General features: G+C 48.5%; 18 protein-coding genes and 2 tRNA genes. 17 read left to right on the forward strand and 3 right to left on the reverse strand.

From position 1 onward, the window contains the following. Positions 1–7 precede the first annotated feature (7 nt). The 8 genes from WBY09_RS05455 (at position 8) to WBY09_RS05490 (ending at position 7,740) form a co-directional block, all read left to right on the forward strand. Positions 8–84, forward strand: a tRNA-Ile gene (locus WBY09_RS05455). A gap of 852 nt (positions 85–936) precedes the next feature. Further along, on the forward strand, positions 937–1,572 hold the full coding sequence (locus WBY09_RS05460; RefSeq protein ID WP_336232189.1) for a TnsA endonuclease N-terminal domain-containing protein: 636 nt from the start codon (positions 937–939) through the stop codon (positions 1,570–1,572). After that, positions 1,569–3,617, forward strand: a complete 2,049-nt coding sequence (locus tag WBY09_RS05465) for a Mu transposase C-terminal domain-containing protein (protein ID WP_336232190.1) — start codon at positions 1,569–1,571, stop codon at positions 3,615–3,617. The genes WBY09_RS05460 and WBY09_RS05465 overlap by 4 nt, the downstream gene beginning before the upstream one ends. Next, positions 3,610–4,572: a TniB family NTP-binding protein gene (locus WBY09_RS05470; protein ID WP_336232191.1), complete on the forward strand. Its 963-nt coding sequence runs from the start codon at positions 3,610–3,612 to the stop codon at positions 4,570–4,572. The genes WBY09_RS05465 and WBY09_RS05470 overlap by 8 nt, the downstream gene beginning before the upstream one ends. Next, a complete protein-coding gene (locus tag WBY09_RS05475; RefSeq protein ID WP_336232192.1) occupies positions 4,559–6,160 on the forward strand; it encodes a TniQ family protein in 1,602 nt (533 codons plus the stop codon). The genes WBY09_RS05470 and WBY09_RS05475 overlap by 14 nt, the downstream gene beginning before the upstream one ends. Before the next feature lie 58 nt (positions 6,161–6,218). Then, positions 6,219–7,100 carry a hypothetical protein gene (locus WBY09_RS05480; protein ID WP_336232193.1) on the forward strand — a complete coding sequence of 294 codons (882 nt, stop codon included), beginning with the start codon at positions 6,219–6,221 and terminating at the stop codon, positions 7,098–7,100. A 38-nt stretch (positions 7,101–7,138) separates the two neighbouring features. Beyond that, positions 7,139–7,510, forward strand: a complete 372-nt coding sequence (locus tag WBY09_RS05485; RefSeq protein WP_336232194.1) for an MbcA/ParS/Xre antitoxin family protein — start codon at positions 7,139–7,141, stop codon at positions 7,508–7,510. Positions 7,511–7,663: 153 nt separating this feature from the next. Then, positions 7,664–7,740: transfer RNA gene (locus WBY09_RS05490), tRNA-Ile, on the forward strand. A gap of 7 nt (positions 7,741–7,747) precedes the next feature. On the opposite strand, the gene WBY09_RS19895 is transcribed toward WBY09_RS05490, so the two are convergent. Genes WBY09_RS19895 through WBY09_RS05500 form a run of 3 tightly spaced genes read right to left on the reverse strand, consistent with a single transcriptional unit; the run spans position 7,748 to position 11,099 of the window. Continuing rightward, positions 7,748–8,242, reverse strand: a complete 495-nt coding sequence (locus tag WBY09_RS19895; RefSeq protein WP_443082655.1) for a Mov34/MPN/PAD-1 family protein — start codon at positions 8,240–8,242, stop codon at positions 7,748–7,750. A gap of 5 nt (positions 8,243–8,247) precedes the next feature. Continuing rightward, entirely contained in the window at positions 8,248–9,912 is a 1,665-nt protein-coding gene (locus WBY09_RS05495) for a ThiF family adenylyltransferase (RefSeq protein WP_336232195.1), read from the reverse strand. Beyond that, positions 9,912–11,099: a CBASS cGAMP synthase gene (locus tag WBY09_RS05500; RefSeq protein WP_336232196.1), complete on the reverse strand. Its 1,188-nt coding sequence runs from the start codon at positions 11,097–11,099 to the stop codon at positions 9,912–9,914. The genes WBY09_RS05495 and WBY09_RS05500 overlap by 1 nt, the downstream gene beginning before the upstream one ends. A gap of 75 nt (positions 11,100–11,174) precedes the next feature. Between WBY09_RS05500 and WBY09_RS05505 the strand changes: the two genes are divergently transcribed. From WBY09_RS05505 to WBY09_RS05545, 9 genes are all read left to right on the forward strand, one after another. After that, complete coding sequence (locus tag WBY09_RS05505) at positions 11,175–11,867, forward strand: hypothetical protein (RefSeq protein WP_336232197.1); 693 nt, start codon at positions 11,175–11,177, stop codon at positions 11,865–11,867. Between the two features lie 722 nt (positions 11,868–12,589). Continuing rightward, positions 12,590–13,153 carry a cupredoxin domain-containing protein gene (locus WBY09_RS05510; protein ID WP_083997108.1) on the forward strand — a complete coding sequence of 188 codons (564 nt, stop codon included), beginning with the start codon at positions 12,590–12,592 and terminating at the stop codon, positions 13,151–13,153. 78 nt (positions 13,154–13,231) lie between these two features. Continuing rightward, positions 13,232–14,914 (forward strand): copper resistance system multicopper oxidase, encoded by a 1,683-nt coding sequence (locus tag WBY09_RS05515; protein WP_064781635.1) that lies wholly within the window; start codon positions 13,232–13,234, stop codon positions 14,912–14,914. Between the two features lie 17 nt (positions 14,915–14,931). Then, positions 14,932–15,639, forward strand: a complete 708-nt coding sequence (locus WBY09_RS05520) for a copper resistance protein B (RefSeq protein WP_246879250.1) — start codon at positions 14,932–14,934, stop codon at positions 15,637–15,639. 69 nt (positions 15,640–15,708) lie between these two features. Then, positions 15,709–16,908, forward strand: coding sequence for an ABC transporter ATP-binding protein (locus WBY09_RS05525; RefSeq protein WP_064781636.1), 1,200 nt, complete (start codon positions 15,709–15,711; stop codon positions 16,906–16,908). A gap of 551 nt (positions 16,909–17,459) precedes the next feature. Continuing rightward, positions 17,460–17,795: a YHS domain-containing protein gene (locus WBY09_RS05530; RefSeq protein WP_064781637.1), complete on the forward strand. Its 336-nt coding sequence runs from the start codon at positions 17,460–17,462 to the stop codon at positions 17,793–17,795. Positions 17,796–17,905: 110 nt separating this feature from the next. Next, positions 17,906–18,355 (forward strand): c-type cytochrome, encoded by a 450-nt coding sequence (locus WBY09_RS05535; RefSeq protein ID WP_064781638.1) that lies wholly within the window; start codon positions 17,906–17,908, stop codon positions 18,353–18,355. A 7-nt stretch (positions 18,356–18,362) separates the two neighbouring features. Then, entirely contained in the window at positions 18,363–19,700 is a 1,338-nt protein-coding gene (locus WBY09_RS05540; protein ID WP_068518364.1) for an APC family permease, read from the forward strand. Between the two features lie 42 nt (positions 19,701–19,742). Continuing rightward, positions 19,743–22,109, forward strand: coding sequence for a heavy metal translocating P-type ATPase (locus WBY09_RS05545; RefSeq protein WP_287455979.1), 2,367 nt, complete (start codon positions 19,743–19,745; stop codon positions 22,107–22,109). Positions 22,110–22,735: the final 626 nt, after the last annotated feature.

The raw sequence follows: 22,735 nt of genomic DNA on the forward strand, positions 1-22,735 counted from the left end.
GTCTTGGGGGCCCGTAGCTCAATTGGTTAGAGCCGACCGCTCATAACGGTCTGGTTGGGGGTTCAAGTCCCTCCGGGCCTACCATTTTTTCTGTGTCGATGTCACGTGCCACAAAAGTTGTCATTCGTGCCATAAAAGCTGTCATTCGTGCCAAGAAGTTGACAACGATTTCGCTCTACGGCGGCTAGCTTCTTCTCACCTACATCTAGACCATCAACGAAACAGCAATTAGCTAGTTTGTTGTTCACGCCGAACAGAAATTCGCGCCTGGGGTTTGAGCTGGTCGGCCATGCGTTGCCCCAACCCAAGCGTAAAATAAGAAAACCGCCCCGAGTCTTATAAGTTATTTAATCGGCATCAGGTCTTTTCCGGGTTGGCTTAGGTTAAGAAAGTCTATTGAGATCGCTTCATTTCAAACTAAACTTCTATCATAAGTTGAATTATGTATTTTTGAAAATTTATGTAAGTTTTGGATTTGTTTTTTGGAAATACACAAAATCGGAAGCAGGTTGTTATGGTGGGGATTGGTAGATCGCTGCCAGTGAACTGACATAGCCCTAATTTAAATACAAAAATGATTATGTATTTAAATGTATTCCATAAGAGCTGATTTGGAAAATTCAGACTGCACGCGGATACAGAATAAATAGCCGGTAGTCTTTTGGAAAAATTCAGATACTACCATTGGTAGATCTTCTGTCTTGAGGGCCAGTTGACAAAAACGCCTGTGGCAGGATTATGAAGGCCGAAATAAATCCGTAAACGGAGGCCCAAAAACGCAAAAAACCGATCCAGAGAACTGAACCGGTCAATTACGTCGCTAAAGCGAGCTGTGTCGTAACTCTCCTTTAGCACGTTGCCAGATCCAAGGCAAGCACTGCGTGTCAGCACGCCACGGGTGAGCTTTGCCTGCTTCAAGCGAAGGAGAAACTTATTATGAAACCGGTACGCCAAGTTGTAAGCCGCAGCAAAGGGCGAGTGCACGGTCTTTACTACAGCCGTAAGGTCAAACGTCTACTTCCCTGGGAATCTCAGCTTGAAAGAGATGCCCTCATCATTCTCGATCTTATTCCCGAAGTTGATGATATTGCGGTGCAGCCATTCAAATTGAGCTACCAGTTTGATGGTCGCGACAGAGTGTATTTTCCGGACATCTTGATCACTGGTGACTTCGGTCGGAAAGTGATTGAGGTCAAGCCCAAGCACAATCTTGGGAAACCGGAGAATTTGAAACGGTTTCCGGTAATCGAAACGGTGCTAGCCGAAAAAGGCTATCAGTTCGAGATTTGGACGGAAGATGACATTCGGCGTGAACCAAGAAGTTCGAACGTCAGGTCCCTTAGTCCTCACCGCTTGAGTGCTTCCCCAGAGTTCGATGTGAGTATGCTCAGGTCCTATTCCGAGAGCGCAGGAAGTTTCCTGATTCAGGATGTGATGGAAATCATGGGTGAAGAGGCGACCCTTGATGACGCTTTGACATTGGTGGCAACGGGAAAACTTAAGCTCAATCTGGATGAAAAGATCGGGATGATGTCCTCTGTCGAACTCGCGGACGAGGGAGGAAAGAAATGACGAGAATTCATCTTCCTGAAGGCTCTCGCCTCGCGTTTCAAGGTGCGCAGTATAAGGTCGTGACTTTGACCGAAAACCAAGACGTTCATCTCAGTAGTCTGGATACGGGCGAGCCGTTGCTGATACCGTCTAAAGAGATTGCACAGGCAGTATTTGACGGTGAAGTCGAGATTTTGAGCGCCTCTCCCGATTATGCTCATCACCAGTTGGTCTCATTCGACTCTTTTAGCGATCAGGAGCGAGCTGAAGCCCGAGCCAGACTCGAGTTTGTCAGGCACGTGGATAAAGCTTCAGGTGCGAGCAATCTTAATCAAGCGGTTCGCTGTGTAATTCGGCGTTACGATCAAGATGGTTACGATGAACTTCCTTCAAAGCGCACCCTAATGCGCTGGTACAAATCCTGGATTTTAGGCGGGAAGGATATTCGTGCCTTGTTGCCCAGAAATTGTTTCAAGGGCCCGCGCCAGAGGCGTTTTGACAACCGAGTTGAAAGTATCGTTTGGCAAATTGTGCATGAACGGTATTTGAAGCCGGAATACAGTACTGGAACGGAGATATATCGGGCTATCTGTCGCCGAATAAAAAAGGAAAACCAGACAGCGTCAGTTGGCATGAAGTTAAAAGCTCCTAGCCGTCGAACAATTTATCGGTACCTCAGCGAGCTGGACCCTTACGAGGTACTGCTGGCCCATCATGGACAACAAGTGGCAGATCAAAAGTTTGGTCCTGTTGGTTCGGGGGTTGGTACGGACTATCCCCTGGAGCGGGTCGAGATAGATCACCACCTGATTGACTTATTAGTTGTCTACCCAAACGGTGATGTGATGGGCCGCGTTTGGTTGACGTTAGCCATAGACAGCTACAGCCGCATGGTGGTCGGCTTTGATATTAGCCCTGAACCACCGTCCTATCGCTCAATCATGAGGTGCTTGAGAAATGCGATAGCCCCCAAAGACAAGTTCATTCAGAGCGTTGTTGATGAATTCAAAGCCCAAAGCGGCAATGAAATTGAAGCTGACATCGAAAATGAATGGCCTTGTTTTGGTTTGATAGTTGTTTTGGTTGTCGACAATGGTCTGGAGTTCCACTCACAGAACTTGCTTGATGCCTTGAGCCAGCTTGGAATTTCTATCGAATACAACCCGAAGCGAACACCCCGCTACAAGGGTAAGGTCGAGCGGTTTTTCCAAACCCTGAATTCCAAACTGATCCATACGCTTGATGGGACGACATTTTCCAACACTCAACAGCGCGGAGATTATGCGTCCGAAAAGAACGCAAAGCTTACCATTCAAGATCTGATGTTGCTTGTGACGAAGTTTGTGGTGGACGAGTACTCAAACACCTATCACGAAGGGATCAAAGATTGCCCAATACACAGGTGGACAAAAGGTACGGAAAAGCATCCTGTCCGCCTCCTAAGTAACCTAGAAGATCTGAGCGTTCTGACCTCGTGCGTCGAAACATGTACGCTATCACGTATCGGCGTGCGGTTGTTCAATCTGCAATTCCAATCAGAAGCGATCCAACTGCTTTACCGTCGGCTGATGACTGGAAGAATGAACTTGGGTCGCAACCCAAAAGTTCGCGTCAAATATGATCCGGAAAACCTGCTCTTGGTTTATGTGGAGGATGCTCAGAACAGAATTTTCTTACCTGCAAGTTGCGTATATGCCTCATATGCTGACGGTTTGTCAGTTTGGCGTCACAAGTTGATCAGCAGGGTTGTTTCCAATGAGACGAACGGCGCGCGTAAGCACTCTGAAGAAAAGCTCCTTAATGCGCGGGTGACAACCTTCGAACTCGCACAGCAGCTGAAGACGAGTAAGAGAAAGACCCGGCGCAACAAGGCTCACAGATATGTTCGAGAAGAAGTCATAGCTGAGGTGGTGACTAATTTCGAGAATGCATCAGAGGATAAGCAAAGAGAAGATATTCCGGTCCAGGAATTTGATTTTTCATCCGATGAGATTGCAGCGGAGATCGAAAAATCTCACTGGAAATCGACGTCTCCGTCCAGAGGAACGGGAGGCGACAATGCATAGAGAAATGATCCTGACCGATGCTCAAGCGGATGGTTTAGCCGCTTTTCAAAATCAGCGGATCCATCACAGCCAGTTCCAGCAAGCAACTGCTCGGATAACAAACTTTCACCGATCAGGTGCTCGGGCATATGCGCCAGGTATAATGACGTTGGTCGGAGAAACTGGAGCTGGAAAATCGTCTATCATCGAGAACTTTTGCACAGTCGCAAATAATGGACATGATTGCAGCCGAGTTCTGTCCATTATTATTCCGCAAAGTTGCACGATCAAAAACCTGGCGTCCCGTATCCTTCATGCATTAGGGGATCCGTGCGCGAGTATGGGCACGCGAGAGTCTATGGAGCGACGGATCGCACGGTTTGCAGATCACACCAGTGTTAGCATGCTAATCTTCGACGAATTTCAGCATTTGACCAACAAAGGTAGTCAAGCTCGTCGCTACGATACGGCCGACTGGTTGAAGACGCAGCTCGAAATTTTACGCAGGCCTGTGTTGTTTGTTGGACTTCCTGAGGTCAACGACATCTTTATGGTGAACCCTCAACTTGAAACGCGCCGGCGCGGGCGAATTGAGCTGCAGCCGTTTGATCCTTCGACGAAGGATGGTGCGAAAGAGCTCCTAATGTTGTTCCATTTCTTGAACAACGAACTGCCGTTACCTGATCCATCAAAGTCAGTTCTTAAAAGCAGTGAAGTCATGTTGAGGCTTGCCCGGTCGTGCAAAGGGCTAATTGGTTACATCACAAAGGTTATCTATCGAGCTGTTGAAATTGCGCTGTTAGCGCGGTGTCAGGCACTCACTGAACAACATCTTATGGCTGCCCTCTCGGAGCTTAAGGAAGCTTCTGCTGAGCTCGATACCAAGGCTATTCGGCCATCGCAATTTGGGCAGAGCAAAGCGACCGGTAAGATGAAAACGGGGCTGCAGAAAGGGGTATCTGATGTGCCTTTCTGAAGTGGTACCAATTACTGCGCCGCCTATTCGAGATGAGAGCTTGATCGGATATCTGATACGAGTTTCTCATATCAATTTCTATGAGCGTTCGTCGTGGATTTTGAAGCTCGCTGGTCTCGATTACTCAAGGATCAAAGCGTCAAAGTGGAACAACGCTCTGCCGAAACTTTCCTCAATCTTGGGGCAAGATACCGGAAAACTTAGCCTGTTGGCGCCTTTGAACGCCCTCGAGGGAAACCACTCAAAGGTCGGAATACCAAATGGCGAAGTGATTTCTCGATATTTCCTTGAGTGGCCAACGAAAGCAATTTGCTCTCAATGTGCTCGGGAAAACGGATATCTGTCGAGTTTTTGGGATCTGAGGTTGGTGACGCATTGCCCCAAGCATCTTTGCAGATTGCGAGAAGGATGTTCAGATTGTGGTGAGAGTTCCCGTTTTTATCGAACAACTGTCGACTTTTGCAGGTGTTCAATGCCCAACGAGAATGCAGATTCTGCCCTATCCAATGCGCATATTGGCTTGCTAAGGCTTTTGTCCAACAAGTATGTGGGGACTGATTTTGATTTGGAGCAGTACGGTTTTTCGAACCAGCTAAAGAGTGCTTCCTTTCGAGAAATCATAGAGACAGTCGCAATACTTGGCTCTTCACTTCTCACTTACGCTAACCTGGATGGAAGATGTTACCATCAGTTGAGTGTAGATAAGATAGTGAACCACGTGGCAGTATCTGCCGATGCGCTCGCCAATTGGCCGAACGGTTTCATCTCTCACATTGGGAAGTTGTTCTTTCCCGCTGAGGACTATTCAGCACTGTCTTGCATTGGATACAGTCTGGAAAAGTTGTATCAGTTTAGTCTAGATCATCATGACCGTGTCCCGGTCGTCTTCGCAGGTTTCGAGGCTTATCTGCACTCGGTGGCTGGCGACGCTCCAGTCGAATTGCGGAAAACTATCACCCCTAGATCTGGGAGACACAAATGGCTTGTTTGTGCTGCTGACGCGCGCGAATGGCTTCGGGTCAGCCGGGAGCACTTCGATAGGTTGATCAAAGAGGGGCATCTCAAAACAGTCACGTTCCGTCGAGGGGGCACGGTAAATCGACTTCTTACTCACGAGAGTATCGATGCTTATCTGGACTTAAAGTCGAGATTGATAAGTATCGGTGCTGCAGCCAACATGTTGTCGATCTCCTTGCATACTTTGAAGACATTGGTCGATGCAGGCTTCTTGAGGCCGTTCCATTCTCCAGATCTGGATGGCAACCATTGCTGGCGCTTTGATGAAGAAGTTGTTGCCGGGTTCCTGCATGAATTGGAAGAGACCGCCAAAAAGTGCTCAGTCCTTCCAGTGCAGTTAGTGGCAGCTGTGCAGAAGTACAACAAACAGGGGCTGTCATATGTGAGAATGTTGAAGATGATCAAAAAGGGAGAAATTGAATTGTTGATGTACTCCCAAAAGGAACGTGGATTTCTCAAGTTCGGGGTTGATCCAGAAGTTCTTCAAAAACTTTTCAGCGATGAAAGACAATTTGTGCAGCCTAAACCTGTCCCTGAGTGGCATCGCAGAACAGGTTTGTTCAATGGTTGACCGAAGCACGTTTCCATTCTTGCGCTCACTTCTGTGGCAGGGCGATCGAGAGCGGCACTTGGATGATTTTGATGTGCTTAGTGTATACGAGAGAGGTTGGCGTTTCCGCGATGTTCTTGGTCAACTGGACGCTGCCGAACTTGCTTACGTTAAGCAATTGGCATCCGTCTATGGATCTTGGCTGGAAGTCGAATGTGAGAGACTTCAGTCAGCTTGTCTGAAATTGGGCGCGGATCGAGACATTGAAGATGGATATGCCGCGTCTGGCGTAGTTGCGTTAATTGAGGCGCTGCGGGGTAAGTTTATTCTCGATAGATGTCTTGGGTTGTCTGGTCGCACAGCTCTATTTGCTTCTATCGTTGATTTCGATGTTCCCAATGAAGTGTCGCTAACGTTAGTGAACGCACCTCAGAATGTCAGAACCTTCCGGGAAACGCTTAGCCGCCATGGTCCACAGGTTCTTTTTGATGAAATAGGAAGTGAGTCGTTTGTTTTTGGGCGTTGCTATTTCGATCAGGCTGGCATGTGGGTAAGCATTCGTCCCAGTGATAATTCACGCGCGATCAAGTTGGCAGTCTATTATGACCCACGGAACAAGCGGGTTCAGTATCGGCAATTGAGAGCAAATCAGTGCAAGCTTGTCCCGATGGTTGCTCCTGAAGATGAACTGTTGTTCGAACTTGTTGATGCTGTGGGTATTCACCCCTCCTCTGATTTAAACCACATCGACTGTGAGCTGATTATCTTGCTTTCGGGATATGTGGACGAGATAGAGGCTGTTGCCGAAAGGGCTTTAAGCTTCGGCATAAGCCCAATGGAGCTGAACCACGCCTTATCCTGCGTGTTGGGTGGCTCACACTCATCAATCGCCTCCAAGGATCTGTTCTTGAAGGGGAAAGCCCGTTTAACGGCATTACTTGATCAGCTGTCATATTGGTAAGTTCTAGCTCTGGAGTGTGCTCCCCACTGGAGGTGAGAATGTCGGAAAAGCAGGTGCAGAACGTACTTACTCAGAAGGAAGCTCAATCATTGTGCCGAGCGGCATTCAGATTGCTGAAGAACTGGGAGCTCTCGGATGCCGAAGTGCAGGTTCTTCTTGGTGGCGACGAGGCTGCGTTTAAGAACGAGCAGCAGTCCCCAAACGAGAATATTTTGGTTCGGGCCCATTTGTTACTAGGCATTCATAAGCAGCTAAGGGTGCTTTTTTTCGACAAATGGAGAGGGTATCAGTGGGTGAAGAAGCCGAACCAAATCTTCAACGGAATGAGTGCCCTAGACGTAATGATGCAAAGAGGTGTTGAGGGCATTCTTCAGGTCAAAGAATATCTTGAAGCTGAAAATGCTCACTAGGTTGAAATCAAAGTTTCTGAGACAAATTGATCCAGAGGTCTTGCCGTTAACGTCCATAAGCGTGATCTGAGTTCGCGCTTGACCTTGGCTCGAATTTATCTAGTTTGCGACGGCGTATTGAGCATTCGTTATACTCCAAAGTTTGCTCGATTAGGGCCTGTAGCTCAATTGGTTAGAGCCGACCGCTCATAACGGTCTGGTTGCGAGTTCGAGTCTCGCCGGGCCCACCATTCTTCTTCAAAATATAAACTTGGCTTTTGAGTAAAAGTTCCTGTGTTCTCCGAACAAGGTTGCAGAGGAACTTGACTCAATACATTGCAATGGGACTAGCCGCTTTGGAGAGTGGTTTTGCAGGCCTACATACCATCCAAACTTAGATAAAATTAAGAACACCATTGGTTTTTTTGTATGTTCTGAAAGCCTCACCCAGTTTGCTATGTCTGTTGTTGAAGGTGCCGAGTTCCCGGCGGGATGAGTATGCCACTCCCCTATCCAGTCGACAGTTCCTCTTGATTCCCCCCATGCTTTCAAAGCAAGTTGCGCGTGTCCTTCTGAATTGCGCTTGAAAATCGTCGGGGACGCTAAGTCTGACCTTTGAGGAAGTGTAAAGCCAGTGATCTGAAGGCCTGACTTCTTTCTGTAACCTAGTAGTAAACCACCTTGTTCATTCTGGGCCCATTGGCCTTCAGTCTTGTTCTCTAAACTTAGTAATGTCGACTTTTCTACTAACACATATGTCAAGGCGAGCCTCTTGAATGCGAGCAGGCAGGGCAGAGCTTGGATGGTGTTGGTGAGACAGGTTTTTGCGTTCTTCCGCGTTGAAAATCGATAACAACGGTCCGTAAGCGTGGGCCGGGGTTGCCTGTTGCCCAGTCAAGAACAGCTTTATTGGCCAAGCTTGCTGCCATGGTAGAAACATCGACAGAAAATGGTACGTAAGCCCCGTCACCGCACGAAGCGGGCATGAGGTTTAGTGGTTCATCCTCGTTTCCTGCTGGATAGCGCCACTGACCTGCAAAGTCCGGTTTTAAGCAGCGGAAACAAGCATAGTCGTCGCCTAAGTTGAGAAAACTCTGTACAGCTGCTCCATTCATGAATGCCCAGGAATGGAGTAGAGCCTTAACGTTCCCTCGGTCTTCATTCAGGAAGCTATCATTAATAGCTGTTTGAACATTCCATTCACCTGTGGCGTCGATGATTATATCGTGTTGTTTAAGTCGCCCCCACATTGTCATCGCGTCACCAGTGTGCGCAAAAACTTGAACGTCCGGATGAAAGCGCTCCAGCTCAGCTTTAACAGCGAGCGCTTTGTTTTTTCCGATATCACCAAATCCGAGCAGGTGTCGGCCAATATTTCCTTCTGCCAAACGATCTCTATCAAATAGAGACAGTTTTCCGGAACTTCCGACCCCGCTTTGGATAAGCATCTTGGCGAGGTGGCCTCCAATGGTCCCACATCCAACTAAAGCAACAGAAGTTTCTTTCAAGTTTTGGCTTCCAAGACAGTTTCTGGACGCAATATCCTCAAGCGAACACCATGAGCATGAGTAGCGAAGAAGCTTCAAATTTTTTTGGTTTTTAAGTAACAGGTCCGCAAGTTTTCTTTTACGAATACGTTTACGGTCGACCGCACTTTTTAAATGGGCCGGAACTTCTAGCTGTAGGCCGACAACTGCGTTGGGGGCAGCTAAGATTAGTAAGCCTTCGTTTAGAAGCAAGTTTTCGGCTTTCGACCAGCTCATTTCGGCGGCTAACTTCTGGCTGCTCAGCCAATCATTTAGCTCCGAGTAATATAAAGGTACTTTAATCTTTGCTGATGGGCCGATGTTTTCAGAAAGAGACCATATCTGAGCTTCTGCAAAAAATGAGAGAGTGTAACCACTCAAGTTTTTCGAGCTTCTAATTGCGATAAACTCAGCCTTGCCGTCCTTCTTGGCGAAAAAAGCACTTGTTTCAACTACACCCGTTGCTGACGATCGGGGGAGAAAAACACTGGCACCATATTTTGCTCGCCAATATAACTGATACTCATCTATGAACTCTTGCTGGGCTCGTCCTTTGTAAGAAAGCCCGAGGGTTCGTTTTACCTCCTCTAAAACCCGTAAAATAGCTTCCCCTGGTTGGTACATGTCGAGAGGTAGGCCAGCGCCAGATATGTAACAAATGCCCCCATCTCCGCTGTCAATATGGGCAAGCGTTTCAAGAGGAATTTGGGATCTGTCAGTCAGGGAAACGCGCGGCTTCTCAGCAAAACGAACATCAGGTATCGAGAGCTTTACATCAATCTGCTTGCCATTGACGTCAAGTGCCCCCGAGTAATCACTCGGTCCTGGGCCGATGTATTTGAAGCCTTTGTCTAATAGCGTTGCTTCTATGATCTGAATGGATTGAGTTTTATTCATTACCCAGATGTTGAAGCGACGATAGCGGGCGCAGCCACTGTTGCAGGCTTCTCTTTTTGGACGGCTTCTATCTTCGAGCCGATTTTCACAACGTCTGGTCTATTCGGAATCCTATCTCCAAAACGAACGCGCAGCTTGTTCACGACCTTTGTTGCATCACCGGTCTGCATTAAAGCAGAATGCATCTCTGCATACAGTTCTTCTGACGCAGAGATAATTGCCTCCCTATCTTTCTCTTCCCACTCGTTAAGAGACAAATCGCGTAAAACAGGATTTTGAACTGTCTTTCCCAAAATCAGGGGGAGCTTCTCTGCAACTAACATAACAAGTTCATCGTCACGGTTCTGGGATGGAAAGCCTGGTAGCTCTTCAAGGGCGATTTCTACTGCACGCATAATGCACAATGACGACAATGGAGAACTCAGCCAATTAAAGTCTCTCCATGCTTTGAAAAAGCGACAAAGTCTTGTGTAGCATGTGCCCAACCTATCTTTCCGAGCTTTTACCCACTCTTCTAACTCTTGCGGGTCGGACCTTAACCAAGAGCCGTCGCTCTGAGCCAACATGATTTTGTCCGAAGGTATGCGCATATCATTCGACAGATACGCTCTGGAGATATTTGCCTCCGCAAAATTAGCACTGTCCATCGCTGCTCTCAGAGCAGCAAACTTCTCTGTCGGAATGGAGTAGATGGGAATATCAATATGTGCGCCTTGCCAAAGTTGTACGCGAACGCAGCTCCGCTTTTCTTTAACAGTCCAGCCGTTTTGACTGCAGGCATCTGATAATGAGTTTGTCACAAAGCTAAACAAGCCTTTTGCAGCTAGTGCCGGCTCACCATTTTCTAGAAAGTCGACAGGAACATACATTCCGTCGTCTAGATCGATTTCTTGCTTCGGAGATTGCGCCGGAATATTCAAGGTGCCGTAGGAGAAGCTACCCTGAGTCATGAACTTTAGCGTTACTCTTGTTGGGCGAGAGTGTCTGTATGTCCTGAATTTCGAACTCTCTTGCCAAAACGTGTCGTCCTTCAGCAACGTATCTGCAGAAGCTTTTAGTATGCTGCGAATTTTGTTCCTCGCTGCAAGTAACTTCGCACGATCGATATCGTCGATATTAAGGCTAGAGAGAAAGCTTGAAGTGTTCGATGGCCCACAAAATAGAGCGTGTGCATTCGCTAAAGTCACAACATATGGCTCCTGATCACGTTTTGTTCATACTAGCGCTTTCTAAAATTCTCTACAACCTATAAGGTGACTCTCATGTACAGAATGTTGCCTAAAAAGTTCATCGTCTTTGCAATCGCGTGGCTGGTAATTGGCTTGTGTATGGTCGTGATCTCATACGGAGAGCTACTTGGCGTGCCGATTGGGCTTACCTCGATACCTTTGATGGTATGGGTGATGCTTCACTTGCTCCTGCTCAACCCTGTTTGGAGGTGGGTTTGGGCGAAAATACCTTGGCTGTCAGTGCACTTCTTTCCAGATCTAAACGGAAAATGGAGAGTTGAGTTGCATTCAAACTGGCCCCGGCAGCTTCAACTGCTTGAGGCTGCGCAATCAAAAGAAAAAGAATTTGATATGCGCAACTGCGGCGAAACAGAGCTTGCCGAGTTGAGTATATTGGAGCTTGAAGCTGACATCCGTCAGAGTTGGTGGAAGATAGAGATGAGTTTGTATAACCCCGCCAGCGTAACGCCGATCAAGCAGTCAAATACAATTTCTATCATTCCTTTCGCTCAAAATGGCCTCCAGAAGTCTGGGATCCTATACATTTTTAAACAAGAAAATATGACTGACAATGTATCCGATAGTAACGAGTTCTATGGAGCGGCCAGATTAGAATACGACTTTGGGAAAGACGAATTGAGTGGGCTCGTATGGACCGCCAGAATGTGGCAGAGAGCGATGAATACTGCTTCAAAGGTAACTTTTAAAAGGCTTCCCTGTGAATGAGGTTTTAGTGCTGGACAGCAAGGTCTGCTACTCTTCTTTTTTGTGATTAACAGATGATATTGCTGAGAGGGCTGTCGCTCCGAATTGTCATAATTTGGGGCAATGATGCTCTTTGCTCTCTGGGTGAAGCAGGTTGACGATAGTCAGCGACGTCAGCATTGGCTGAAGAAAAGTGTTTTGGTCATAACCTCGACAAGTTTGCCACAATATTGCCACTTGACCGCATTGATACATCAAGATAACCATTGCGCTGCAACATTGTGATAGGATTCTCCTTTTGCGGATCATCTCGTGCATACTTTCGGTTATCATCGCGTTGACAGTAATGCTGTCTGGCGCTGAGGCCGTGCATGCCAAAGCCGCTGATATTAACAGTGGCCATCACAGTGTTGTCTCCGTCATGGCTGACAGTAGTTCTCACACACAGGATCCATCGCACAACGATGTTTGTGGCATGGCTGTTTGTGGTCCCTATTTGCAGCAAATGTCTGGTAACTGGAACGCTGCACCTGTTTTGTTGTCTGTAAAGTACTGGGCAAAAGACAGAACGCTCTCGCCTGCAGAGCTTGATGTTAGCGTCAAACCTCCCCGCACCTAAGATATTCAGTTCCTTATCTAAACTGCATTCGTGACGTAATCTGTCGCTATGAGTCCGATCACTGACTCTGTGTAAGGTTTGCGTAACGAGATCCTTTATACTGAATTATCTCGGGAGCATTTTCATGCCCAAATACACTACTTCTGTCCTTCGCCTTGCTGTTGCTTCCGCCCTTGCTATGGGTAGCCTTGCCGGTATCCAGACTTCTGCATTTGCTGGTGCAGGTCATAGTGGCGGTCATAATGATGGCGTCGAAATCGGAGCGCCTGGCGATATCTCTGATGTTCGCCGGACAATTCGGATCACGATGGAAGACAATTTCTATGACAAGGAAAAGATTGTTGTTCGCGGCGGCGAAACCGTTCGTTTTCTAGTCGAAAACAAGGGTGAGTTCGTTCACGAATTCAACATCGGCACCGCAACCATGCATGCTGACCATCAAAAAGAAATGATGATGATGATGGAACACGGGGCCCTTGAAGTAGACAAAATCAACATGGACATGATGGAAATGGACATGGGGAACGGTGAAACCATGAAGCACAACGATCCGAACAGCGTACTTCTGGAGCCGGGTGATTCTGCCGAGGTGATCTGGACCTTCCCGAAAGACGCAGAACTTGAATTTGCGTGCAATGTACCAGGCCACTACGAGAGCGGCATGGTCGGTAAAGTTCGCCTGCAGTAACCACTGCGCAGGGTCTCGCGCCAGAGGGAATCCCTCCCTGTTGCCTCTGGCGCACCTCAACCATCGGAGATCATGAGAATGAGAAAACTTCTTGGGCGTGCCCTTTTGGGGGCGCTAAGCACTATTGCTGTGTCAACAGCAGGGTATGCGGCAACCTATAATCTGTCTGTCGATTACGTTACCATCGACACAGGTGATATGAAAACCAAAGCAATTGGCTATAACGGGTCCTCGCCCGGTCCGACCTTGCGCCTCAAAGAAGGCGAAGATGCCGTCATCAACGTGACGAACAACCTGGACGAGACTACATCTATCCATTGGCATGGGTTGATCCTTCCCTACCAGATGGACGGTGTGCCGGGCATCAGCTTCACCGGGATCGAACCGGGCGAGACTTTTACCTATCGCTTTCCTGTCAAACAGAGCGGGACCTATTGGTTTCACAGCCACTCTGGCTTCCAGGAACCAGATGGCGCTTACGGCTCAATTGTTATCGAACCCGAAAAACGCGAGCCATTCAAGTTCGACCGTGAATATGTCGTTGTTCTGAAAGACAAGCACCCTCATTCCGGGGCGCGTATTCTGCGCAACCTAAAGATGATGCCGGACTACTACAACCGTAACCAACGCACGCTCGGAGACTTCATCTCCGACGTTTCGGAAAACGGTTTGGGAGAAACTCTCTCTGAACGTGGAGACTGGGGCAGCATGCGCATGATGCCAACAGATATTGAAGACGTTCAGGGCTTCGTCGGCCTCATCAATGGTAAATCACCGGAACAAAACTGGACCGGACTATTTGAGCCAAACGAACGTGTGCGCCTGCGCTTCATCAATGCATCGGCCATGACTTACTTCGACGTCCGCATTCCGGGACTTGAAATGACTGTTGTCCAGGCTGACGGCAACAATGTTCAACCGGTCAAGGTTGATGAATTCCGCATTTCGGTTGCAGAAACATACGACGTGATTGTTCAGCCGACAGCTGAAAAGCCGTATGCAATCATGGCCGAATCAATGGGACGCTCGGGTTATGCATTCGGATCGTTGTCGCCGCAAGAAGGGTTGAAAGCTGAAATGCCAGCCAGACGCATGGACGCTCCGTTGCTGACAATGGCGGACATGGGAATGGATCACGGTAGCATGGCCGGAATGGATCATTCTTCGATGGGCAGTGGTAACGAGAACGGTATGGCTGGAATGGACCATTCGAATATGGCCGGAATGGATCATTCTCAGATGGGAATGTCCAAAGATGATCCCTTCTATGCCGCTGGAAGTGGTTTGACACCAAAAGCAGCCAATGGCGGAAAGTTCCTCTCCTATGCCGACCTGAAGGCACAGAAGCCTTTGTACCCTGAACGGCCTGCAACGCGTGAAATTGAACTGCGCCTTACCGGAAACATGGAACGCTATACGTGGTCAATCAATGGCGTCAAATATGAAGATGCAGAACCTATCCGCTTGAAATATGGCGAACGGGTGCGCTTCAAGTTCGTCAATGAGACCATGATGTCACACCCGATGCATTTGCACGGGATGTGGTCAATCCTCGATACTGGCAACGGTAAATGGGATCCGGTTAAACACACCATCAATATCAACCCTGGCATGACCGTTTATTCGGAAACCGAAGTTGATGAACCTGGGCAATGGGCTTTCCACTGTCACCTTAGCTATCACATGGCTTCTGGCATGTTCCGAAAAGTGGTTGTAGAGGGCGGTCCAGCCGTCGCGGCACTTGAGAATGGAGTTCAATAACAATGAAAACACTAACTTTGGCCGCGATTGGTGGTGGTGTTCTTTCCACGATCCTGTCCTTCTCGTTCACTGCCAAAGCAGACAATCACATCTTTTATGGCATTCAAATGGAGCAGTTTGAATACCGCTCTGGTGACGAAGGGGAAAATCTTTTCGTTTGGGATGGTGATGCATTTGTTGGCACCGATGAACTGAAGTTACGTTGGCAAGGCGAAGGCGAGCGTGATCTCAAAAACGACCTTTACGAAAACTTCGAGAACAGACTGGTCCTGCAAACACCAATCAGCGACTTTTTCGATGCCAAAGCCGGTATTCGTCTGGATACGCCAAGCACAACAGATCGTTGGTATGGAACCGTTGGAATCATGGGGCTTGCTCCTCAATGGTTTGAAGTCGACGCTGATCTGTTTGTCAGCGAGACCGGAGACGGCAGTGCGCGGCTTGATGTTGAGTATGAAGGCTTGCTGACCAATCGTTTAATCCTCACACCTTCGCTTGAGCTGAATGCTGCGTTCTCTGACGATCGCGAGATTGAGGTCGGACGCGGGTTTTCAAGCGCAGAGATCGGACTGCGGCTTAGCTATGACCTCATCGACCGTGCCGTTGCACCGTATATCGGGGTTGCCTATGAGCGGAAACTCGGCAAAACCGCAGACTTTGCAAAAGATGACGGCGAAGATTACGAGGCAACTTACCTCGTAACCGGTCTCCGCCTTCTTTTCTAAGCATCACACGACAGGGAGGACTTTCCTCCCTGTCTGTTTTGCCGAACCTTCTCAAGGAACCTAACTACAATGATGGAAATCGTCCACGATATGGGGCATCGCTTGACGCACTACATATCAAGCGATGCACACTGGTGGGTTCATCTTGTATTCCATTTGGTGGTGTTTGGGGTGCCGGTTGCGCTAATTATTATTCTCAGCGCGACGGGATACAGGGCTTTAAGACGCCGCAGATCTGTTCTTGCGCAACAGGCTCAAAAGCCCTCGGCAAAGAGCGGAACAGCGCTCCTGCAGTACATATTCAGAGCTTCATGGAAGCGGCAGATAAAACTGGGGCTACTGGCGACGGCCTCTTTGCCGGCTCTTTACATGAGCCTCGAGCTTCCGAAGTTGATCATCAACAACGCCATTGAGTCAGGACATTTTCCAGTTACCTATTTAGGAATGGAGTTCTCTCAAACGATGGCTTTACTTACTCTCTGTCTGCTTTTTTTATTGGCGATTGGCGTGCATGGCTGGCTGAAATATCAGGTTAATTTGCAATCCGGTGCGCTGGCAGAACACATGTCACGCCGCCTACGGCTTGATATTTCAAAATTCAGCTTTCGAAAGCCATCCCCCAAAGGAGGGGAATTGATTCCGGTTATTGTGCAGGAGGTAGAGCCCGTAGCTGGATATGCTGCAGAGTCGATTGTGCTGCCTTTGTTACAAGGCGGTACATTCCTGACGATTCTGACTTTCATGCTCGTGCAAGATTTGGTTTTGGGCATCGCCGCAACCGCACTGTTGCCGCTTCAGATTTTTGTCATCCCCAGATTCCAGAAGAAAATTAATGCTTTGTCTCGAACGCGGCTGAAGGAAGTCAGAGTTCTCGGCGAGAAGATAGGGAACATCTCAAACGATAACCAGCCAGGTGCCCGGGATATTTACGGGTCATACAAGCGACTTCACGACCTTCGTCTCTCTATCCACAAGAACAAGTTCGCCATGAAGTCTTTAAACAATTTCATATCACAGATGACGCCCTTCTTCTTTTACACAATTGGAGGGTATCTGGTGATAAAAGGCGATCTCACGCTCGGGGCTCTAATCGCAGTATTAACTGCATACAAAGACATGGGCGCTCCGCTAAAAGAGCTCTTTCGCTACTATCAGGCGCAAGCCGATGCTCACGTCAGATACTCCGAAATCAAACCTTACATCTCAAAGGAAATCAACAGTACGGACAACCGGCTTGCAGATGTAACGGTTCTGTCTGAAGTCGGTTAAAAAAAACGTCCCCTTAATTGAGGTAGGTCAACGTAACTCGATATTTAAGGGCATAAGTGTTACGTTACTGCCCAAAGGAAGTTTGATCAATGAATGCACAGCAAGCACTAATACGCGCCGTACTGATCCTGCTCGTCGGGATGAGCGCTATTATGCTTGCTCCCCATATTGCAGTCGCGTCGACTGGATCTTTTCCTGCGCATTCTGCAGAACTCAATGGTTTTGACGTTGAACACCAGCATGACCTGGCTTCGTGCTGCCCTCAGGTTTCTTGTCACTCCACATCAGCGGTCCTTACCGAGATTATCCTACCGGTTTCCGAGTTTTCCCATGTACAGAACGGGATAGAAGAAGTGTCCCTTCAGCCGGTATCTCGGTCATGGATTTTCCAGCCTCCCATATCCTGATCCTCCCGAACAAATAGCGAATAACTGTTCTGGGTTCTGCACCTGCCGATGGCATGCGTACAGATTGAGCCTTGGTGTTCTGCACCATGCTGCTTTCAGACGGAACAGTCATACCTAAAGGTATTTATGGGATGGCGAAGAGAAATGGAAAATATTCTCAGTTGGTTGCTTTGGGGAGCCTTCATCATATTGATGATGCGCTTTGGTTGCGGTGCTCACATGTTTGGGCACAAAAAGCACACCCACAATAAGAAACAAGCGGACGGTCAGGCTGAGGCAATCCGATGGGAGCACCCTCAGTCCGCCGTTGACCCGGTTTGTCATAAAACTGTCGATCCGCGCATCGCCAAAACAGCCATTTATGGCGGTGAAGTATTCTACTTCTGTTCAGACACCTGTCGTTCGAAATTTGAAGTGTCGCCAGATACCTATGTCGATGGCAGCGCAATTAGCCGACAAACTCACGTATCGCCAAGCTAGTTCAGCGAAATCAATAGGCGGCAGCAACAGGACCAGGGTTGACTAGTTCCCTTGGTCTCACGTGTCTTCGAATATTTGATACATACGCATAAAACAAAGGCCCGAAGAAAATGAAAAAACAAATCAATTGGCCAAAGTATTTGGTTATCGGTTTTTTCGCAGTAGGGATCATCGCCATGACCCTGAATTCGTTTCTGCCCGGGAAAGATGACATCAAAGATCTTGAACTGACTGATAGCGGGATTGCGCTCCCCAGTTTCAGCAAGGAAGCCATGGTAGGAAACCAGCTTTTCGATATGAACTGTGCTGCTTGTCACGGAGGCAATGCAACAGGCACAGAGCAAGGCCCGCCGCTGATGCACAGAATCTACAATCCGGGACATCATTCAGATCGCGCATTCTATCTAGCTGTTCAAAACGGGGCAAAACAACATCACTGGCCCTTTGGCGATATGCCAGCCCAGCCTCAGGTCAGTTCGGAACAGGTAGCACGGATCATTCGTTATATACGCGAGCTGCAAGAAGCAAACGGCATCGCGTACCAAAAACACCAAATGTGAGGCAGGAATGGATCATCAGGCAGAATACAAGAAAAACAGTATCTCGCTCCTTGGCGCCATATCCATGGGCACCGGTGTTATGATCGGAGCAGGAATTTTTGCTTTGACCGGACAAATTGCCGAACTTGCAGGAAAGTGGTTCCCGTTGTCGTTCCTGTTTGGCGCACTTGTCACTGCTTTTAGCGCATATACCTACATCAAGATGTCCAATGCTTTCCCGTCTGCAGGCGGGATCGGAATGATCCTCCAAAAAGCATACGGGCCGGGAGCCATAGCAGGCGGCGCAGCATTGCTGATGGCCTTTTCGATGGTCATCAACGAGAGTTTGGTCGCAAGAACATTTGGAACCTATGTTTTGCGGGCGTTTGACCTGACAGAGCTTGAAGTTCTTATACCGGTATTGGGTGTTTGCCTGATAATTTTTGCATATGCTGTTAACAGAGCTGGCAACAAATCGGTTGGCCTGTTTTCAATGGTCATGGCCGCGTTGAAGATCGGCGGCATTGCATTGTTTGCAATTGCAGCGCTGTGGGCTGGTGGATACTCGTTCGAGCCGTCATCACCCGACGGCGCGAGCTTTCCATTGGCCGGTTTTGTCGCATCAATTGCTCTTTCAATTCTGGCCTTCAAAGGGTTCACAACGATCACAAACAGTGGTGCTGAAATCGTGAGCCCTCATAAGAATGTGGGTCGTGCGATTACGTTCTCAATCCTGATTTGCGTTGTCGTATATATTCTCGTGGCGCTTGCTGTTGGTTCAAGCCTTGACTTGGACGAACTGATAAAAGCCAAAGACTATGCCCTCGCCCAAGCTGCACAGCCAGCATTGGGGCCCATCGGATTTTATCTGACTGTGCTGCTCGCAGTCGTTGCGACGGCGTCCGGTTTGCTAGCAAGCGTGTTTGCGGTGTCAAGAATGCTCGCGATGCTGACCGATATGGAGATGATCCCGCATAGTCATTTTGGAATGTCGGGTTCAATCAAAGACCACACACTTGTTTACACGGTTGTCGTGGCAGCGCTGTTGACAATCTTTTTTGATTTAAGCCGGATCGCTTCACTTGGCGTGTTTTTCTATCTGGTCATGGATGTGCTCATCCACTGGGGATGCTTTAAGTACCTACGACAAGAAATAGGAGCACGCGGCTTTGTAATGATTACAGCAATTGTCTTTGACATCATCGTGCTGCTCGTTTTCGCCGGCATGAAATTGCAAAGCGACCCATCCATTGTTCTCATTGCAACTTTGATGATCGTTGCTGTGTTCATTTTTGAACGTTGGTTCCTGTCAAACTGGATAAACCAATCGGCCAAGGCGCACAGTCACGATCACTCAGAACATTGATTATCCGCAGTGACATTGCAGCATAACAGCAGGAAGCAGACCATGTCTGATCATCATCATAAGAAGCACCAGTATAATCACAAAATGTCTGATCAATCAGGACAGTCGACGGATCCTGTTTGCGGTATGTCGGTCACGGTGGATGCCGATACACCACGCTCTCGGTACGGCAGTGAGACATATTATTTCTGTTCGCAGAAATGTAAGGGCAAGTTCGATAGCTCTCCTGAGAGCGTATTGTCCTCAGAGGAAGAGACATCTGCTGCAAACAGCGCTTCGTCATCGACTTCGGGTCGCTACACCTGCCCGATGCATCCAGAGATCATACGATCCGAACCTGGTTCCTGTCCGATCTGCGGAATGGCACTGGAACCGATGGATATGCCAACAGAAAATGACGCACCAAACCCCGAGATTCGGGATTTCAAAAAGAGATTCTGGTTAGGCGCAGCTCTTACGGTGCCGCTGATTGTCCTAACGATGGGGCCGTTTGTTGGTTTGGGTTTCATCCGGGAAATGATTGGAGAACGCGTTACTCTTTGGGTGGAGTTGGTTCTCGGAACGCCTGTTGTCCTGTGGTCCGGCTTCCCATTCATGGTTCGTGGATGGCATTCTGTGGTGAACCGTTCTCTCAACATGTTCACCTTGATCGGGATGGGCGTTAGCGCAGCTTATATATTTAGCGTCGTCGCAGTGATTTCTCCGGGTATTTTTCCTGATGGCTTCAGAGACGCACAGGGACATGTCGGTGTGTATTTCGAAGCTGCAGCTGTCATCGTTGTCCTTGTGCTTCTTGGCCAACTAATGGAATTGGGGGCTCGGGAACGAACCGGCTCGGCAATCAAAGCGTTATTGGGTCTTGCTGCGAAAACAGCCCGCATTATTGAAGATGATGGTTCTGAACGAGAAGTTCCTCTTGAGGATGTAACCGTCGGAATGCGTTTGAGGGTTCGCCCAGGTGACAAGATACCTGTCGATGGCGTTGTCGTTGAAGGACGGTCGTCAGTTGATGAATCCATGATTTCGGGTGAACCCGTTCCAATTGAAAAAAATCCAGATGACGATGTCACCGGAGCAACAATCAACGGAAATGGCAGCCTGATCATCCTGGCCAAACGGGTTGGCAAAGATACTGTCTTGAGCCAAATCGTTGATATGGTCTCCCATGCTCAGCGAAGCAAAGCGCCAATCCAAAAGGTTGCAGACACGGTTGCAGGCAAGTTTGTGCCTGCTGTTATCCTGGTTGCTTTGATCGCCTTCGTCGCTTGGGCCATCTGGGGGCCCGATCCGTCATTGTCATACGGGCTTGTCGCAGCGGTTGCTGTTCTGATCATTGCGTGTCCCTGCGCCCTTGGTTTGGCAACGCCGATGTCAATCATGACAGCGACCGGCCGTGGTGCACAAATTGGTGTGCTCATTAAAAATGCAGAGGCCTTGGAGCGATTTGCGAAGATCGATGTGCTCATTGTCGATAAAACCGGGACTTTGACAGAGGGTAAACCAAAACTTGCAGGTGTAATCGCCCAACCAGATTTTCAGGAGGAGGAAGTTCTTTCTGTCGCTGCGGCGCTGGAAAAGGGATCCGAACATCCATTGGCTGACGCCATTGTCAGTGCTGCTCAGGAGCGCGGATTGTCCCTTGATAAGGCAGAGGAATTTGAAGCTGTAACCGGTCAGGGCGTCACCGGAAAGGTGGGTGGCAAGTCGGTTGCCCTAGGTAATAGCAAACTCCTTCAGACTCTCAATATCGATCATTCTGCTGTTGATAAAATAGCAAATGATCGGCGAGATATGGGGGAGACGGTAATGCATGTCGTTATTGATGGAAAGATCGCTGGGCTCATTTCCGTTGCCGATCCGATAAAGCAAACAACATCGGATGCCCTGGCCGCATTGAAAAAGCAGGGCTTCAAAATTGTCATGGCTACTGGCGACAATCAACGAACAGCAAAAGCTGTTGGCAGTAAACTCTCGATTACCGATATCCGGGCCGATGTCTCACCGGAAGATAAGGCCAATTTAATCAAAGAGCTAAAAGATAAAGGTCATCAAGTCGCGATGGCGGGTGACGGTGTTAACGATGCCCCCGCACTTGCGCAGGCCGACGTCGGAATTGCGATGGGTACGGGGGCGGATGTTGCAATCGAGAGTGCAGGATTCACTCTTGTCAAAGGTGACCTGAGCGGGATTGTTCGCGCCCGCGACCTCTCGGAAACAACCATGCGCAATATCCGACAAAACCTCTTCTTTGCGATGATTTACAATGCAGCAGGTGTCCCGGTTGCCGCAGGGCTACTTTATCCGTTCTTTGGCATTCTTATCTCGCCCATGTTTGCCGCTGCAGCCATGAGCTTGTCTTCGGTGTCTGTCATTGCCAATGCATTAAGACTTCGGCGCGCTGGCATATAGGGAGAAGCGGTCTCAGGTTTACACGGCTATACGCTGATTCCAGTGATGTTTGGCTATGAAACAGCACTGGCTACAGCATTTAAGAGAATTGTCAGCTTTTCTGTCAATTCTGCAGATTTTTGTCACCTTTTGTGACAATCGATGACAACTTATCTGGCAATCTAAAATGTTAAGGCGTTGATTTCGCAAGAAGTTGAATGTCAGCTTTTGTGGCACGTGACAGTCGAGTGCCACAAAAGTTGAAATTTTCGCCAGAGAAGATGAAATTCTCGCCGGAAATGATGAAACTGGCACTCGACAATGCCCCTCTCCTGTCTATTCCAACTGATGGTTGTCGCGAGTTAGAAGCCAGTTTGGTGCCAGAGAGTACCTAATAATAACTGGTTTGCCGCTCGAAATTTCTCGCTTGAGAACGCCGGCCGTTCGCTCTATGAGCTCGCCCGAGTCCTCCACTCAGTTTTGAATAAAACGCGCAGAGATGGCGTTCGGGTAGTTGTTCGCAGAAAAAAATGTCACTGAACTAAGTGACATTGTAGCCGCTCAATTAAGGGCTGTCTGATCAGGTTTGCAGCCGATCGCTAAAGAGACGGATACATCCTTTTCAATGTAATAATCACTCTCTTACG

The sequence above is a fragment of the Thalassospira sp. CH_XMU1458 genome, assembly GCF_037027205.1.
GTDB lineage: Bacteria > Pseudomonadota > Alphaproteobacteria > Rhodospirillales > Thalassospiraceae > Thalassospira > Thalassospira tepidiphila.

What these genes read in the sequence shown, in the direction of transcription:
- WBY09_RS05510 (WP_083997108.1), top strand. Translation starts at nt 12,590, where the DNA reads ATGCCCAAATACACTACTTCTGTCCTTCGCCTTGCTGTTGCTTCCGCC.
- WBY09_RS05505 (WP_336232197.1), top strand. Translation starts at nt 11,175, where the DNA reads ATGTACAGAATGTTGCCTAAAAAGTTCATCGTCTTTGCAATCGCGTGG.
- WBY09_RS05525 (WP_064781636.1), top strand. Translation starts at nt 15,709, where the DNA reads ATGATGGAAATCGTCCACGATATGGGGCATCGCTTGACGCACTACATA.
- WBY09_RS05470 (WP_336232191.1), top strand. Translation starts at nt 3,610, where the DNA reads ATGCATAGAGAAATGATCCTGACCGATGCTCAAGCGGATGGTTTAGCC.
- WBY09_RS05540 (WP_068518364.1), top strand. Translation starts at nt 18,363, where the DNA reads ATGGATCATCAGGCAGAATACAAGAAAAACAGTATCTCGCTCCTTGGC.
- WBY09_RS05475 (WP_336232192.1), top strand. Translation starts at nt 4,559, where the DNA reads ATGTGCCTTTCTGAAGTGGTACCAATTACTGCGCCGCCTATTCGAGAT.
- WBY09_RS05535 (WP_064781638.1), top strand. Translation starts at nt 17,906, where the DNA reads ATGAAAAAACAAATCAATTGGCCAAAGTATTTGGTTATCGGTTTTTTC.
- WBY09_RS05515 (WP_064781635.1), top strand. Translation starts at nt 13,232, where the DNA reads ATGAGAAAACTTCTTGGGCGTGCCCTTTTGGGGGCGCTAAGCACTATT.
- WBY09_RS05460 (WP_336232189.1), top strand. Translation starts at nt 937, where the DNA reads ATGAAACCGGTACGCCAAGTTGTAAGCCGCAGCAAAGGGCGAGTGCAC.
- WBY09_RS05545 (WP_287455979.1), top strand. Translation starts at nt 19,743, where the DNA reads ATGTCTGATCATCATCATAAGAAGCACCAGTATAATCACAAAATGTCT.
- WBY09_RS05485 (WP_336232194.1), top strand. Translation starts at nt 7,139, where the DNA reads ATGTCGGAAAAGCAGGTGCAGAACGTACTTACTCAGAAGGAAGCTCAA.
- WBY09_RS05495 (WP_336232195.1), bottom strand. Translation starts at nt 9,912, where the DNA reads ATGAATAAAACTCAATCCATTCAGATCATAGAAGCAACGCTATTAGAC.
- WBY09_RS05530 (WP_064781637.1), top strand. Translation starts at nt 17,460, where the DNA reads ATGGAAAATATTCTCAGTTGGTTGCTTTGGGGAGCCTTCATCATATTG.
- WBY09_RS05465 (WP_336232190.1), top strand. Translation starts at nt 1,569, where the DNA reads ATGACGAGAATTCATCTTCCTGAAGGCTCTCGCCTCGCGTTTCAAGGT.